Raw genomic sequence first — 14,731 nt, forward strand, 5'->3', positions numbered from 1 at the left:
CAATTTATGAAATTAGTAAAAGTAATACCAATGATAGCGATGCTATTAGTTGGAGTACTATCAAGTTGTAGTGCAGATGCCGAATCCTCAGAACTAGTAATAGCAAATTCTAAATATGAAACCACGCCTATTTCATCTCCAAAACAGGAAGCTAGTACTTCGTCACAAGTTTCGGCATTGAAAGGCATAAATCTTGGTGTTGCAGAGAATTTTGTGATTCTGTCTAAAACAGGAATTACTGATGTCTATAAATCTGATGTTACAGGAGATATTGGCGTAAGTCCTATAACTGGAGCTGCTATTTTATTGAAATGTAATGAAGTAACTGGTACAATTTATACAGTTGACGCTGCTGGACCACTTCCTTGTAGAGTAACTAATGCTACGAGATTAACAACAGCCGTGGGTGACATGCAAACTGCATATACGGATGCCGCAGGACGTTCTAACCCTAATTTCCTAAATTTAGGGGCTGGAAGCATTGGAGGTAAAACACTTACACCAGGCCTGTATACTTGGACAAGCGACCTTTTGATCCCTACCGACATCACAATTTCAGGAAGCCCCACTGATGTATGGATATTCCAAGTCGCAGGAAATCTTGATATGAGTAATGCAGTGAGAATTACACTTGCTGGTGGCGCTCAAGCTAAAAATATCTTTTGGCAAACAGCTGGTGCAGTTACACTAGGAACTACAAGTCATTTTGAAGGAATCATATTAAGCAAAACCGGAATTAATCTAAAAACAGGAGCTTCAATAAATGGGAAAATGATGGCTCAAACTGCAGTTACACTGCAAATGAATACTGTTAAAAGACCACAATAAAAAAACCTATATTTTTAAGAAAGCACCAGATGCCCTATGGCAAACGGTGCTTTTTTTTATATCGAATAATATTGAAGAAAATCTGTGAATGATGAAACTTTTCATCCAAATTATATAAAACATACTGCCTATAAGAGCTTTACCTTTGATTATAATATAATTAGAAATTATCATCATGTCATTAATTAGCATATTGTTAGCTTTTATTGTTATCGGAGCTGTTCTTTGGCTGATAAATACTTATGTTCCTATGGATATTACAATAAAAAATATATTCAATTCACTAATTATAATTGTGACTATCATATGGATACTTAATGCTTTTGGGCTTTTCAGTTCTTAATTCAATTGATCCTATCTATAAAAAAAAGTTATGAAATTTATAAATCTAAAAAAATAAAATTATGAATCTTAAAAGAATCTTTGGGGCTTTACTTACAGCCCTTGGTATCGGAGCGCTAATATATGCTGCAGTATTATTTATGAATACCTCAGGCGGTAATCAAGATATTAAAGCGTTAATAATCTACGGAATACTAGGGCTAATATTCTTTACATCAGGAATAAGTCTAGTTAGAACTACAAAAGACGAATCATAAGTAAAATCAAAATTGACATATCCTCATTGCTATTACTGGAGGAATCAATTGGAACTGATTAATCATAATTAGGCTGTATGTGATTGGAAATTTATTAAAATTAGAAAGAAATGCAATTTTTATTTGATTACAAATTTTTGAATGGTATCTTTAGATAGTTTGATAAATCAATTTTTTACATAAAATTAGCTGATTTAAATATTTACGATCAGATTTAAAAATGTAATGTTTTTTGAATTGATTATTAAATACAGATACACCTACCGTATAGCATTTTAAAAAACAGGAACAATCAAATTTTAACATCAAAAACGTAACATCGATGAATGCAAAAAACATAGGAATACTAATAATAATTATTGGAGCTATTATGGTGTTTTATACCGGATTTAATTATGTGACTACTGAAAAGGTTGTCGACATAGGACCAATAGAGATAAACAAGCAACAAAATCATCCTGTTCAATGGTCACCAATCGTTGGCGTTGTACTAATCATAGGCGGTGTTGTCCTTGTTGCAAAAGATAAAAAATAATTATTTTTAAAATTTTAAATCAGTTTAAAAGCTTTATTGCTGCACAATAACTATTAAAATTCAAAATGGTTCCTAACTCAATACACTATTAAAATATAAAATTTAGCATTATGAAACCACAAATTGGAATTACAGAAAATCATTTAGCAAACAGTGTTACATTACTTTCCTCCGTTTTAGCAGATGGGATGACGCTCTATATTAAAACTAGAAAATTCCATTGGAACGTTTGCGGAGAGAGCTTTATGGAAATACACAAATTGTTTGAAAATCAATACAAACAATTAGAGGAAAGTATAGATGAAATTGCTGAACGCATCAACAAACTTGGAGGTAAAACAATTGGAACAATGGCAGAGTTTTCTAAACTTACCCACCTTAAAGAATCACCTAGTAAGTATCCATCTCAAAAAGAAATGTTAGCAGAGTTATTAAATGATCATGAAACAGTTATTGTTTCGCTTCGTACTGGAATCGAAGTATCTGAAAAAGAAAACAAAGATATTGGTACTGCTGATTTTCTAACGGGAATGTTACAAGAACACGAAACAATAGCATGGATATTAAGAAGGTATTTAAGCTAGACAATTTATACTTCGCTCCTTCTTATTTATTGAAGTAACCTTACGGGTCTCGTTTTTACTAAGGAGTGAATTTTCAATCAATTTTTATAAAAATTTATTAAATAGCATATCATAATTACAGACATCATGAAAAAAACTACTTTAAGTACAATTACAAAAAACCTCTTTTTAGGCCTATTATTAATCCTGTTTACGGCATCCTTAACTTCTTGCTCCAAAAAGGTTGCTTTTCAAACTTCAACTATTGTTCCAGCAGCGCGTGGTGATGTCAAGATAACAAAAGATAATAATAAGAACTACCTGATTCAAATTAAATTGGAAAACTTGGCAGAGGTAAAGCGACTTGAGTCATCAAAAAAGGCTTACGTCGTATGGATGGAATCAGACGATTCAATGGTTAAAAATATTGGTCAGATAAAAAGTGATTCAAAATTTTTGTCTTCAAAATTGAAAGCGACTTTTGAAACAGTTACTCCAATAAAGCCTACGAAAATATTTATAACTGCTGAAGAAGATGCAGAAGTTCAGTACCCTGATAAGGAAATAATCCTTAGCACACGAAATTTATAATATCTAGAAAAGATATTAATTAGGAAAGTCACGATAAAAAGATTGTCGCTTTTTTACATAAATTAAAAAAGCGGATCATTTTAATAATTTTTTTTGGTTTGGTTTGGTTAAAGGGTTGCAGTAAAATGCAACCCTTTTTTAGGTAGAGATATTTTTATTTTCGAATAGAAGAAAACATTGTATAATAAAAGTGTAAATAGTATAATTTATTTAGAAAGTTACACAATACTTTAAACGCCTAAAAAAAGACCTTTGTAAATTTTAAAAATCCTATAAACAGCAAAAAATGCAATTTAAAACTAAGGATACAGTCACGCTACTATCAACAACTTTTGCCGCTTGGAACGATAAAGATCCTTTTAGACAAAGCGCTGTTATTGCCTATTATTCCATTTTTAGTATACCAGGATTATTAGTGTTAATCATTTCTATTGCTGGTTATTTCTTTGGAAATGACGTTGTAAATAAAAATATCTTAGAACAGATTTCGAGCACTATGGGAACAGAAACGTCAATCCAGATCAGTCAAATTCTAATTAAATCTACCGAATCAAAATCTACGGTATGGGGATCTATAATTGGCGTCACTATTTTACTTGTTGGATCAACAGCTGTATTTGTTGAATTGCAAAAATCGCTCAACTTGATTTGGCATGTAGAAGTACTTCAACAAAAAGGGATTTTAACTATTCTAAAAGCAAGATTATTTTCCTTTGGGCTAATATTAGCCATCGCTTTTTTACTTCTGGTCTCTTTGGTTATCAGTACCGGTTTATCCAGTATGGCCAATTGGATCAAAGGATATACGGATGACTCCACTATCCTTTTTTTCAATATATTAAATTTTTTATTTTCGTTTGGGGTGATATCGGTACTTTTTGCACTAATGTTTAAAATTTTACCGGATGCCAAAATTAAATGGAAGCATGTTTGGCTAGGATCTATAGTAACTGGAATTCTATTTACCATTGGCAAAACAGTATTAGCCTTTTATTTCAGCACAGCCAATCCAGCATCTATTTATGGAGTTGCGGGTTCCATAATTTTAATTTTATTATGGGTTTCATACTCTTCTATGATTCTGTTTTTTGGCGCCGAATTTACAGCTGCTTACGCCAAATTTTACTCTGGCACTATTGCTCCCACCACAATCGCAAAAAAAGAATCTTCCAATAGTAAAAAAATATAATTAGCTGATTCCTTTATTGCTCCTTAAATGATCCAATTTTCATGATAAATTAATAATCAATTATGATTAATTAACTAAATCTAGTCCAGATTAAACTCCGTCACAATTTCTACCTCTATCTTATTACATCTGTAAATTATATAAGTTTATTCAAAAGTTGTATAACATAATTTTATATTAAAATACTGAATTTTAATGTATTACAAACTATGAAATTCTATACTTATTTTTTTAGCATTTCCATAAACAAATAAATACCATGAAAAGAGTAAAAAAATTAGGAGTATGGATGGATCATTCTATTGCATATTTAATGGAATTCACAAACAATCCTTTTGAGATTAAAACAATTGAATCTGAATTTATTGAAAGAAAAAAAGAACAGTCTATTTCAAAAAAAACCGGATTATCAATTAATAACGACCAACATGTTTTATATGCTTATTATAACAAAATAGGCGAAGCCATTAAAAACTACAAACAAATAGTCCTTTTTGGCCCAACAGATGCCAAAGTGGAATTATTTGATGTTTTAAGCGAAGATTATCGTTTTGTGAAAATGAAAGTTGAAATAAAAGAAACAGACAAAATGAGTGTAAATCAACAACATGCCTTTATAAATAAATATTTTACAGAAAACTAACCCCACAATTAATAAACTAAACTTGATTTAAAGTCATTATTTAGAAGCTAGATTCCAAAATCGATTTTAAACCAGACTATTTAATTCCTTCCACTTTCGATAAAAAAACTGTGAAAAATATAAATTTATCTCAATATTATGCAACAATAGTCCATTGGATAACGAAGACCTTTGTAGCATAATAAAATGAAATCATTTAAAAATGCTTTTTAAAGCAAAATAAAATTAATTCTTTAAATAAATCCAACCCTTATTATACAAAATTACAACAAGTACTAATTATTAATCTCTATTACATATGAAGCTTTGACAGTTTATCTAAAAAATATTTTTAATGATGTAGGTAATGTTACATTATTTGCAACAAAGTTTTTTAAAGAGGTTTTTTCTCCTCCTTATGAATTTAAAGAATTCATGAAACAATGTTATATTATAGGGTATAAATCTATTCCCTTAGTTGCTATAACAGGTTTTATCATGGGATTAGTACTAACTCTTCAATCTCGCCCTACCCTAGCTAAATTTGGTGCTGAATCTTGGTTACCCGGTATGGTGGCACTTTCATTGATTAGAGAAATTGCGCCCGTTATCACCGCACTAATCTGTGCTGGAAAAATTTCATCAGGTATAGGAGCTGAGCTGGGTTCTATGAAAGTAACAGAACAAATAGATGCTATGGAAGTAGCGGCAATTAATCCGTTCAAATACCTAGTGGTGACCCGTATTTTAGCAACAACGCTTATGGTTCCAATACTAGTAATATTTGCTGATGGAATTGGCATGTTTGGTGGGTATATTGGTATAAACATGCATGGAGACGTTAGCTTTTTTCGTTATATATCAAAGGTATTCGATTCCCTTGCATTCGTAGATATTATTCCGGCGACAATCAAAACATTCTTTTTTGGTTTCTTTATCGGGATGATTGGGTGTTACAAAGGATTCAATGCTGAAAATGGTACAGCAAGTGTGGGTCAAGCTGCAAATTCAGCTGTAGTAACTGCCTCACTTACTATTTTCATCATCGATATGTTAGCCGTTCAATTAACTGATTTACTATTTTAAAATGGAGAAAGAATCAACAACTATACTTCCTCAAGCCTCTATTGAGGGTAAAGTACCTGTTATAGAAATCAAAGGACTCTTTAAAACCTTTGGAGAAAATAATCATGTCCTAAAAGGAGTTAGCCTTTCCTTAAATAAAGGAGAAGACCTGGTTATATTAGGCCGATCTGGTTCTGGTAAATCCATAACAATAAAATGTATTGTGGGATTAGTTTTACCGGATAAAGGAGAGATAAAAGTATTTAGTCAAAATGTACTAGACTTGGCAACTCATCAACTTAATGAAGTTCGAATTAGAATTGGTTTCTTATTTCAAAATTCTGCTTTATATGATTCAATGACCGTTAAACAAAATCTGGCATTCACCTTAAAACGTCATGCATCCAATTTGACCTATCAAGAAGTTGAAAAGCAAATTGAAGAGGTATTAGCAAGCGTAGGTTTAGCAGAAGCTATAAATAAAATGCCCTCAGAATTGTCAGGAGGAATGCGAAAAAGAATTGCGCTTGCACGCACACTAATCTTGAAACCTGAGATCATTCTATATGATGAACCCACAACTGGTTTAGATACAATTACATCACGGGAAATAAGCGAGTTGATTTTAGAAATTAAGAAAAAAAACAAAACCTCTTCCATTATTATTACACACGATATGGCCTGTGCAAAACTTACAGCTGACCGTATTATGATTCTGAAGGATGGAGTAATTCATGCAGAGGGCAGTTATCAAGAACTAGAAGCGAGTGAAGACCAATGGGTACGCTCCTTTTTTTTATAATTATTAAATTTAAGAAGTTAGTTATGAACAGCAAATCAGGGAGCACTTGGAAATTAGGAATGTTTGTTTTAATAGGATTAGTGGCGTTTACATCAACCATTTATTTTGTTGGAAAACAAAAAAACATGTTTGGTTCTACCTTTCGTTTAAATTCAAATTTCAAAAATGTTAGCGGGTTGGAAATCGGAAATAATGTGCTTTTTTCGGGAATCAATGTTGGTACAGTAAGCGAAATACAGTTAGTAACGGATACATCAGTAGTTGTTCGATTATTAATTAAAGAAGAAGTACAACAGTTCATTAAAAGCGATGCTGTTGCTAGTATTGGGTCAGATGGATTAATGGGAGATAAAGTTCTTACTATATCTCCGGGAACTAATTCGAAGAGCATCGTAAAAGATAATGCGACCATAAAATCAATTCAAGCAATTGAAATGGATGAAATCATGAGAAGCATTAAAGTAAGTATGGACAATGCTGGTATCATCACAAATGAACTTGCTGAATTCACTTATAAAATGAATAATGGAAACGGGGCACTATCAAAATTAATCACTGATGAAAAATTTGCAAACAGCCTAACAAAAACACTAACCAATCTCCAAACTGGGTCTAAAGGACTGAGCGAGAATATGGAAGCGGCAAAACATAATTTTTTACTAAAAGGGTACTTTAATAAAAAGAAAAAAGCAGAAGAAAAGAAAATTAAAGAGTTAGAAAAAGAAAAAGAAAAAGAATTGAAAGAAAAAAGTGAAGAGCCGAAGTAGATCAGCCATCCAAGCAGCAAGTAAATAATTTCAAACACCTCCATTTTAAAAAGATAGAGGTGTTTTTTTTTCATTCATACGCATTCTCTTCTAATAAAATCTTCTTTACTGTTTTCTTATTCCTAAAATAAGTGAATCATATAACTTCTTATAAAAGTTATGTAACACATTTAAACTCATAACTGCCCAACTTTGTAGCATACTGAGTAAAGAATATAAATTACATTAAAATGCAAAAGAAAGATCTCAAAGAGACATGGAAAGAGCAAAAGGAGCATCTCAAAAAAAAAATTGCGGCTTTAACTGATACTGAATTATTATTTCTCGAAGGCAAAGAAGAAGAAATGATAACAAAGCTTCAAGTTAAGTTTGGCAAAACAAGGCAAGAATTATATCAAATTATTAATAGGCTGTAAAGTAGCGGCTTGAGTTAAAAAAAATGCCTCCATTATTTCAAATGCTAAATACTATAGAAATGCAAATCAGTAAACATTAATCATCTAACCGTAAATAATATAACATTTATCAAAAGTTATATAAGAACTTTCCTGATCAAGTTCCCGAACTTTGTAAGACAATCAGGCACCAAAAAATTAAATTTAAAAACAAACAAAATGAAAAAATCAAAACAACTGACGTTAGCTACTTTTTTACTAACGTGCTTTGCATTTAATGCATCAAATGCGCAAGACATAAAATCAACTACTCCAGCATTTGGGTTCAAAGGGGGTCTTAACTTTTCCAATATGTATACTGATAATGTAGACGACAATAATATGTTAACAGGTTTCAATGCAGGTTTGTACGCTAAATTCCCAATTACAAATTCTGTATCCATACAACCTGAAATATCGTATACTACTAAAGGTGCTGAACTTACCTACAATAATGCTTTTGCAAATGGAACAGCACAATTCAAAATAAACTATATTGAAGTTCCTGTACTACTAGTTTTCAATCTTACAGATGCTTTAAACATACATGCTGGACCGTATGCAGCTTATATGGTAAGTGGTAAAACAACAAACGATTCAAACCTATTTACCTCTGAAACTAGATTAGACACTAATGATTTTAAAAGGTTTGATGCTGGTCTTTCAGGAGGAGTAGGAGTTGATTTAGAAATAGTTAACTTTGGAGTAAGATACAATTACGGTTTAACAAAAGTATTCAAAGAAGGAAGCTTTGCGGATTCAGATGCTAAAAACAGTGTCTTTAATGTATATGTTGGTCTAAGACTTAACTAAAAATAAAAGTGGGATTCAAAAAGAGAATCACGGTCCTTAAAAAACAATAACTAATCCATAAAAAATAGAAATCATGAGCAATCTTCTTTACACACTAGCAGTAATTTTAATCATTTTTTGGGCAATCGGATTCTTCGCATTTAGCGCGGGAGGAATCATACATGTATTACTAGTAATTGCAGTAATTGCAGTACTATTAAGACTTATCCAAGGAAGAAGATTATAAAATACAATTATATACATATTAAAAATAAAATTATGAAAACAGATAAAGTAATATTAGGCGTTTTAGGTGGTCTTGCAGCGGGTGCAATAATGGGAATATTGTTTGCTCCAGAAAAAGGAAAAAAAACAAGAAAGAAAATTAAAAACGTAAGCAACGATTATAAAGACGAATTAAAAGATAAATTTGATTCTGCATTAGAAACACTTTCAAAAAAATATGATGTTCTTAAAGAAGAAGGACAAGGTCTTTTTGAGGAAGGTAAATCTAAATTTGAGAAAACTAAAAAAGACATTGAAAATATGGATATTAAAAATATCAATATCTAACAATAGTTTTTTTAAACTTCAATCGGCTTAAAATAAAATTATGAATGACAGAGCAACAACAATAGAAATTCTTTTCGAAAAAGTAGAAGATTATACCCGCACAACTGTGGAATTGGCAAAACTAAAAGTTATTGACACTTCAGCAGATGTTGTATCTTCCTTGATCTCGCGATTAACAATTGCTATTGTTTTTGCTATGTTTTTGCTACTTCTAAACTTTGGTCTTTCGTTTTGGATTGGTGAACTTCTTGGGAATTTTTATTGCGGCTTCTTCATAATGGCAGCCTTATATTTAGTACTATCTATTGTATTATATTCTTATAAAGATCAATGGATTAAAATACCAGTTAGTAATTTTATTATTACCAAAATGCTGAAAAATAAATAGCATGGAAAAAGGGAACGCGACACAAAATTTGAGCCAAACGATTTTATTGTTGGAACAAAAAAAGACAGAAGAATTACAATCCTTACAACAACAATATCTTGTTGTATATGAAAGTGTAAAGCCTTTAAACTTAGTCAAAAGTGCTTTAAACAAAATGACCACGTCTCCAGATTTAAAACACAATATACTTAATACTGTGATTGGTTTATCTACTGGTTACATCTCAAAGAAATTATTGTTGGGTTCAACCCACAATCCAATAAAAAGGATACTTGGAACCGTATTACAATTTGCCGTAACAAACTTAGTTGCGAGACGCAATAACAACTAGAAATTATTACTTCTTTAATGAAAATTTCACTCTATATTTTAAATAAATCAATTTGTTTATTATGATTCGAATAATACTATTAATTTATATTCTTTCTAAGAAAGCGACACGAAATAGTAACATCCAGTAATCCTTTTAGTTTAATTGTCAATCTTCTAATAAACCTTTATTAGCTCGTACTGAGCAAAAAATTAAAAAGAAGAATTGATAATTGTGACTAAAGCACTCGCGTATTAAAATCAATAAAAGCATGAAGAATCAGTACAGTCCCGTGATGGATTAATTAAGGAACTCCCTACCTATCTTAGATCTTCAACAAGAAGCCAAAAAAATACTACTTTACAATATTTGAGTTCGCTCAGAGACGCTGCGCTATTTATAAAATCGAAATTGGTATCCTCCACCTGTTTTTCTAATGATAACTAAGCGAAAAATCATGCTTATAATAACTATTTTAAGATATTAATTTCTTAAAATCAAATTTACTTTCCTTTTTTAGTTCTCTTTTTTAGTTTTTTTAGCGGCATAAATTAGTCAAATAACAGTTTGTTAACAAAATTAAATATATAAAACCTTGATTTACAGTAACTTTATTTAATTTTTAACATTTCATATAAGTGAATTATAGAAGTATATCTTTTAATAGTGTAATACTTGTACAAGTAATTAAACCAACCTTTGCTTCATAAAATAATTAATCCCCTAAACTTAAATAAAATGAAAACTAAAAATTTACTATTAACCTTTGCAATACTATTTATTGCTTTAATTTCCGGTTGTGCGAAAGACGATTTTATAGAGGTCGATGGCGTTTGTCCAGTTGTGACAAATACCACTCCAATCAATGGAGCTACTAACGTTCCTTTGGATCAATTGATTACTGTAACCTTTAATGAGGAAATGAATGTTGAAACTATAAATCAGTCTTCATTTACTTTAAATGGTACTTCGCAAGTAGCGGGTGTAATCACATATGCAGGTAAAACGGCAACGTTCAAGCCATCTGCTTTACTTTCTCCTAATACAACTTACAATGTTACAATAAAGAGAACAATATTAGACCTTACGGGTAACGCGCTACAAACAGAAACTAATTGGACTTTTAGTACTGGGTTAACAGTAACTCCAATGGTTGCATCAACTGATCCAGAGAACAACGCTAATAACGTAGTTTTAAATAAATTAGTAAGTGTAACATTCAATATGCCAATGAAAGCTAGTACTATCACTGGGACCACATATACTGTAAAACAAGGAACTACTGATGTTTCAGGAATTGTATCCTACAGCGGAAACACAGCTGTATTTACTCCTACATTAGCATTGGCAGCAAATACAGTCTACACGGCAACTGTTTCAGCAGCTGTAACTAATTTAGACAATACGTCTATAGCTGCAGACTATGTTTGGAAATTTACAACTGGGACCATAATAGCTCCAATAGTGACTTCTACAGATCCTTTTCCTAATTCAACAGGAGTAAATGTCAACAAAACGATTGTCGCAACGTTTGATATGCCAATGGATGCAGCAACAATTAATAATACTAATTTCACCTTGAAACAAGGTATAACAACTATTCCGGGAGTTGTAACTCTTAATACTGCAGGAACTATTGCTACTTTTAATCCAGACAATAATTTATTGGAAGGAAAAGTATATACTGCTACAATTACAATTGCGACAAAAAATGTTGCGGGAGTGCCTTTGGCAAATGATAAAATATGGAACTTTACAACATTAATTACTCCTACAGTACCAGTTGCACCTAGCACATCAAATTTATTTTATGGAGTTTTTGGTGGAACAGCAGGAATAACAAATCAAGGACTAACCACAAGAGTTAATAACGGTCCTATCGGTACAACAGCTGTATCTACTAAAGTAACTGGGTTCACAGATACTAAGGCATCCCCATTTGAGGTGTATACAATTACTACTCTTAATAATGGTTTAGTTAACGGTGGAATTTTTGCCGCGGCACCTGCACCAGGAAGCGCTCTTAAAGCAGCAAAAGCACTAGAAGGATTAAATGCAGCAAGAGATCTTTATAATAGTATTTCTCCAGCTTCAAAACCAGGTGGAAGTGCTATAGGTGTAGGAGAACTAGGAGGACTATCTTTACCTCCAGGTGTTTATAAATCATCAGTTGATTCATATAAAATTACAAATCTTGATTTAGAATTAGATGCCCAAGGTGATGCAAATGCAGTATGGATTTTCCAAGCAGTATCTTCCTTAACAGTAGGGTCTTCAACAGCACCTAGAAGTGTTAAGTTCAAGAATGGTGTTGGTAATCCAAACAATGTTTACTGGTACGTAGGTAGCCAAGCAGAAATTAACTACGGCGGTGGTGGTGTAATGGTTGGAAATATCATTGCAGAAGAGGGTGTGACATTGTCTGCACCAGCAAATAGTACTACGTTGCCTGGTCAGGAAACAGTATTAAACGGAAGAGCTATTTCATTAGTAGCGTCTGTTACTATGGTAAATACCATTATTAATATTCCCGCTAATTAAGTAACACCCCTAAGTTTTACATATCCCGTCTCAGGGCGGGATATATTTTAAATAAAACCTAATAATAAAAAAAATGAAATTAAAAACTATTTATACGGACAAATCATGTACTGCATGGACTCCAACTAATCTTACCATCAAAAGCATCGGAATGATTGCTTTAGCCATGTTAAGTTTTCAAACAGCTGTACAAGCGCAGGAAACTATTGCAGTCAAATACGCAAAACCTTCATGGTACTTTGGTGTAGCAGGTGGAGCCAATTTTAATTTTTATCGTGGTTCAACGCAACAATTGAATGCAAGTTTTACGTCGCCAAAGGCATTTCATGATGGATTTGGAGCTGGACTTTTCATTGCGCCACTTTTAGAGTATCGTCCTGCTGATTCAAAATGGGGTGTTATGTTACAAGCTGGTTATGATAGTCGTAAAGCTGATTTTGACCAAGTGATTACTGCATGTGACTGTCCTGCTGATTTATCAACTGACTTAACTTACATTACAGTAGAACCAAGTGTGCGTTTTGCTCCTTTTAAATCTAATTTTTATTTATATGGTGGACCACGTTTGGCTTTCAACTTGGATAAATCATTTACATATCAATTAGGTACTAACCCAGCATTCCCAGAACAAACAGCTAACGCTGCAGTAACAGGTGATTTTGATAATATTCAAAAAACAATCGTTTCCATGCAAATTGGAGCAGGCTACGATATTCCACTTTCAACAGATGCAAACAAAACACAATTTGTATTGTCTCCTTTTGTTTCTTTCCAACCTTATTTTGGTCAAGATCCACGTTCAACAGAAACATGGAACAATACAACTGTAAGAGCAGGTGTTGCACTTAAATTTGGACAAGGAAAAAACATTCAGGAAGCTACAGATATCGTAGCAGATAAAGAAGTTTCGTTTTCTGTAGATTCTCCTAGTAATGTTCCTAGAGACCTTAGAATTACTGAAATTTTCCCTCTTAGAAACTATGTGTATTTTAACGCTGGATCAAGTGAAATACCAAACCGTTATGTTCTATTAAACAAAGGTCAGGTAAAGGATTTCAAAGAAGACCAATTGGAAGTTTTTGCGCCAAAAAATTTATCAGATCGTTCAAAAAGACAAATGACTGTTTATTACAATGTTTTAAACATCCTTGGTGACCGTATGCAGAAAAATCCAAATGCAACTATTTCTTTGGTAGGTTCATCAGAACAAGGACCGGAAGATGGTTTAGCGATGGCAGAATCAATCAAAACATATTTAGTTGATGTATTTGCAATAAATCCATCTAGAATAAGTACTAAAGGTCAAACCAAACCAAACATTCCAGCAGAACAACCAGGTGGAACACTTGAATTAGGACTTCTTCGTGAAGGAGACCGCAGAGTTTCTATCGAAAGTAATTCTCCAGATTTATTAATGGAATTTCAAAGTGGTCCTGATGCTCAATTAAAACCGGTGAAAATTGTTCCACTTCAAGAAGCTCCAGCTTCAAGTTATGTAACTTTTAACAATAAAGGAGCTGGTGAAGCTTTATCTACTTGGTCATTGCAAATAACTGATGAAAAAGGTAAATCACAATCTTTCGGACCATATACTCAAGATGAAGTTCGTATTCCAGGAAAAGCAATTTTAGGAAGCCGTCCCGAAGGAGATTTCAAAGTAAAAATGATAGGTCAAACTAAAAGTGGTGCTGTTATACAAAATGAAGCACCTATGCATGTTGTTCTTTGGACACCAGCTAAAATAGAAGAAGGTCTTAGATATAGTATTATTTATGAATTTAATAAATCAAAAGCTATTGCCATCTATGAAAAATATTTGACTGATGTTATTACACCAAAAATCCCTGTTGGAGCAACAGTAATAGTTCATGGTCACACTGACGTTATAGGTGAAGAAGTTTACAATCAAGATTTATCTTTAGCTCGTGCAAACGATGTGAAAACTATCATTGAAAATGCGCTATCTAAAGCGGGTAGAAATGATGTTAAATTTGAATTAAATGGATTTGGAGAGAATGACAGCAACTCTCCTTTTGATAATAAAACTCCAGAGGAACGTTCTTACAACAGAACTGTTATAATTGATATTGTAGCTGTAAAATAATAAGTCCATTTAACGACAAACTTATTTT

General features: G+C 32.2%; 19 protein-coding genes. All 19 read left to right on the plus strand.

Annotation, left to right across the window (positions count from 1 at the left end; all coding sequences use genetic code 11):
* Nucleotides 1-6: 6 nt before the first annotated feature.
* The 19 genes from BMW63_RS14750 to BMW63_RS14830 all read left to right on the plus strand — a co-directional run bounded on the left by BMW63_RS14750 (nucleotide 7) and on the right by BMW63_RS14830 (nucleotide 14,703).
* Nucleotides 7-828 (plus strand): ice-binding protein, encoded by an 822-nt coding sequence (locus BMW63_RS14750; protein WP_074724240.1) that lies wholly within the window; start codon nucleotides 7-9, stop codon nucleotides 826-828.
* Nucleotides 829-1,003: 175 nt separating this feature from the next.
* Entirely contained in the window at nucleotides 1,004-1,171 is a 168-nt protein-coding gene (locus BMW63_RS18635; RefSeq protein WP_317040297.1) for a Thivi_2564 family membrane protein, read from the plus strand.
* A gap of 61 nt (nucleotides 1,172-1,232) precedes the next feature.
* Nucleotides 1,233-1,427, plus strand: coding sequence for a hypothetical protein (locus tag BMW63_RS14755; RefSeq protein WP_074724241.1), 195 nt, complete (start codon nucleotides 1,233-1,235; stop codon nucleotides 1,425-1,427).
* A 322-nt stretch (nucleotides 1,428-1,749) separates the two neighbouring features.
* A complete protein-coding gene (locus BMW63_RS14760) occupies nucleotides 1,750-1,962 on the plus strand; it encodes a hypothetical protein (RefSeq protein WP_074724242.1) in 213 nt (70 codons plus the stop codon).
* A gap of 110 nt (nucleotides 1,963-2,072) precedes the next feature.
* Nucleotides 2,073-2,546, plus strand: coding sequence for a Dps family protein (locus tag BMW63_RS14765; protein ID WP_074724243.1), 474 nt, complete (start codon nucleotides 2,073-2,075; stop codon nucleotides 2,544-2,546).
* 126 nt (nucleotides 2,547-2,672) lie between these two features.
* Nucleotides 2,673-3,116: a hypothetical protein gene (locus BMW63_RS14770; RefSeq protein ID WP_074724244.1), complete on the plus strand. Its 444-nt coding sequence runs from the start codon at nucleotides 2,673-2,675 to the stop codon at nucleotides 3,114-3,116.
* A gap of 286 nt (nucleotides 3,117-3,402) precedes the next feature.
* Nucleotides 3,403-4,305 (plus strand): YihY/virulence factor BrkB family protein, encoded by a 903-nt coding sequence (locus tag BMW63_RS14775; protein ID WP_074724245.1) that lies wholly within the window; start codon nucleotides 3,403-3,405, stop codon nucleotides 4,303-4,305.
* Nucleotides 4,306-4,564: 259 nt separating this feature from the next.
* On the plus strand, nucleotides 4,565-4,948 hold the full coding sequence (locus tag BMW63_RS14780; RefSeq protein ID WP_074724246.1) for a hypothetical protein: 384 nt from the start codon (nucleotides 4,565-4,567) through the stop codon (nucleotides 4,946-4,948).
* Between the two features lie 306 nt (nucleotides 4,949-5,254).
* Entirely contained in the window at nucleotides 5,255-6,013 is a 759-nt protein-coding gene (locus BMW63_RS14785) for an MlaE family ABC transporter permease (RefSeq protein ID WP_074724247.1), read from the plus strand.
* A gap of 1 nt (nucleotide 6,014) precedes the next feature.
* The gene (locus tag BMW63_RS14790; RefSeq protein WP_074724248.1) at nucleotides 6,015-6,794 is read left to right on the plus strand and encodes an ABC transporter ATP-binding protein; all 780 of its coding nucleotides are present in this window, start codon (nucleotides 6,015-6,017) and stop codon (nucleotides 6,792-6,794) included.
* Nucleotides 6,795-6,817: 23 nt separating this feature from the next.
* On the plus strand, nucleotides 6,818-7,561 hold the full coding sequence (locus BMW63_RS14795) for an MlaD family protein (RefSeq protein ID WP_074724249.1): 744 nt from the start codon (nucleotides 6,818-6,820) through the stop codon (nucleotides 7,559-7,561).
* A gap of 230 nt (nucleotides 7,562-7,791) precedes the next feature.
* Nucleotides 7,792-7,977 (plus strand): CsbD family protein, encoded by a 186-nt coding sequence (locus BMW63_RS14800; RefSeq protein ID WP_074724250.1) that lies wholly within the window; start codon nucleotides 7,792-7,794, stop codon nucleotides 7,975-7,977.
* A 198-nt stretch (nucleotides 7,978-8,175) separates the two neighbouring features.
* Entirely contained in the window at nucleotides 8,176-8,808 is a 633-nt protein-coding gene (locus BMW63_RS14805) for a porin family protein (RefSeq protein ID WP_074724251.1), read from the plus strand.
* A 73-nt stretch (nucleotides 8,809-8,881) separates the two neighbouring features.
* On the plus strand, nucleotides 8,882-9,034 hold the full coding sequence (locus BMW63_RS18025; protein WP_139174262.1) for a lmo0937 family membrane protein: 153 nt from the start codon (nucleotides 8,882-8,884) through the stop codon (nucleotides 9,032-9,034).
* Between the two features lie 32 nt (nucleotides 9,035-9,066).
* The gene (locus BMW63_RS14810; protein ID WP_074724252.1) at nucleotides 9,067-9,360 is read left to right on the plus strand and encodes a YtxH domain-containing protein; all 294 of its coding nucleotides are present in this window, start codon (nucleotides 9,067-9,069) and stop codon (nucleotides 9,358-9,360) included.
* A 40-nt stretch (nucleotides 9,361-9,400) separates the two neighbouring features.
* Complete coding sequence (locus BMW63_RS14815) at nucleotides 9,401-9,748, plus strand: hypothetical protein (RefSeq protein ID WP_074724253.1); 348 nt, start codon at nucleotides 9,401-9,403, stop codon at nucleotides 9,746-9,748.
* Nucleotide 9,749: 1 nt separating this feature from the next.
* On the plus strand, nucleotides 9,750-10,079 hold the full coding sequence (locus tag BMW63_RS14820; protein ID WP_074724254.1) for a hypothetical protein: 330 nt from the start codon (nucleotides 9,750-9,752) through the stop codon (nucleotides 10,077-10,079).
* Nucleotides 10,080-10,796: 717 nt separating this feature from the next.
* A complete protein-coding gene (locus BMW63_RS14825; RefSeq protein ID WP_074724255.1) occupies nucleotides 10,797-12,599 on the plus strand; it encodes an Ig-like domain-containing protein in 1,803 nt (600 codons plus the stop codon).
* A 73-nt stretch (nucleotides 12,600-12,672) separates the two neighbouring features.
* Nucleotides 12,673-14,703, plus strand: coding sequence for an OmpA family protein (locus BMW63_RS14830; RefSeq protein WP_074724256.1), 2,031 nt, complete (start codon nucleotides 12,673-12,675; stop codon nucleotides 14,701-14,703).
* Nucleotides 14,704-14,731: the final 28 nt, after the last annotated feature.

The sequence above is a fragment of the Flavobacterium frigoris genome, assembly GCF_900111075.1.
Classification (GTDB): Bacteria; Bacteroidota; Bacteroidia; order Flavobacteriales; family Flavobacteriaceae; genus Flavobacterium; species Flavobacterium frigoris.

Excerpts from the sequence above, each read along its gene's own strand:
- BMW63_RS14765 (WP_074724243.1), top strand. The coding sequence starts at position 2,073 with ATGAAACCACAAATTGGAATTACAGAAAATCATTTAGCAAACAGTGTT.
- BMW63_RS14760 (WP_074724242.1), top strand. The coding sequence starts at position 1,750 with ATGAATGCAAAAAACATAGGAATACTAATAATAATTATTGGAGCTATT.
- BMW63_RS14775 (WP_074724245.1), top strand. The coding sequence starts at position 3,403 with ATGCAATTTAAAACTAAGGATACAGTCACGCTACTATCAACAACTTTT.
- BMW63_RS18025 (WP_139174262.1), top strand. The coding sequence starts at position 8,882 with ATGAGCAATCTTCTTTACACACTAGCAGTAATTTTAATCATTTTTTGG.
- BMW63_RS14755 (WP_074724241.1), top strand. The coding sequence starts at position 1,233 with ATGAATCTTAAAAGAATCTTTGGGGCTTTACTTACAGCCCTTGGTATC.
- BMW63_RS14795 (WP_074724249.1), top strand. The coding sequence starts at position 6,818 with ATGAACAGCAAATCAGGGAGCACTTGGAAATTAGGAATGTTTGTTTTA.
- BMW63_RS14800 (WP_074724250.1), top strand. The coding sequence starts at position 7,792 with ATGCAAAAGAAAGATCTCAAAGAGACATGGAAAGAGCAAAAGGAGCAT.
- BMW63_RS14805 (WP_074724251.1), top strand. The coding sequence starts at position 8,176 with ATGAAAAAATCAAAACAACTGACGTTAGCTACTTTTTTACTAACGTGC.
- BMW63_RS14830 (WP_074724256.1), top strand. The coding sequence starts at position 12,673 with ATGAAATTAAAAACTATTTATACGGACAAATCATGTACTGCATGGACT.
- BMW63_RS14815 (WP_074724253.1), top strand. The coding sequence starts at position 9,401 with ATGAATGACAGAGCAACAACAATAGAAATTCTTTTCGAAAAAGTAGAA.
- BMW63_RS14825 (WP_074724255.1), top strand. The coding sequence starts at position 10,797 with ATGAAAACTAAAAATTTACTATTAACCTTTGCAATACTATTTATTGCT.
- BMW63_RS14780 (WP_074724246.1), top strand. The coding sequence starts at position 4,565 with ATGAAAAGAGTAAAAAAATTAGGAGTATGGATGGATCATTCTATTGCA.
- BMW63_RS14810 (WP_074724252.1), top strand. The coding sequence starts at position 9,067 with ATGAAAACAGATAAAGTAATATTAGGCGTTTTAGGTGGTCTTGCAGCG.
- BMW63_RS18635 (WP_317040297.1), top strand. The coding sequence starts at position 1,004 with ATGTCATTAATTAGCATATTGTTAGCTTTTATTGTTATCGGAGCTGTT.
- BMW63_RS14750 (WP_074724240.1), top strand. The coding sequence starts at position 7 with ATGAAATTAGTAAAAGTAATACCAATGATAGCGATGCTATTAGTTGGA.
- BMW63_RS14770 (WP_074724244.1), top strand. The coding sequence starts at position 2,673 with ATGAAAAAAACTACTTTAAGTACAATTACAAAAAACCTCTTTTTAGGC.
- BMW63_RS14820 (WP_074724254.1), top strand. The coding sequence starts at position 9,750 with ATGGAAAAAGGGAACGCGACACAAAATTTGAGCCAAACGATTTTATTG.
- BMW63_RS14790 (WP_074724248.1), top strand. The coding sequence starts at position 6,015 with ATGGAGAAAGAATCAACAACTATACTTCCTCAAGCCTCTATTGAGGGT.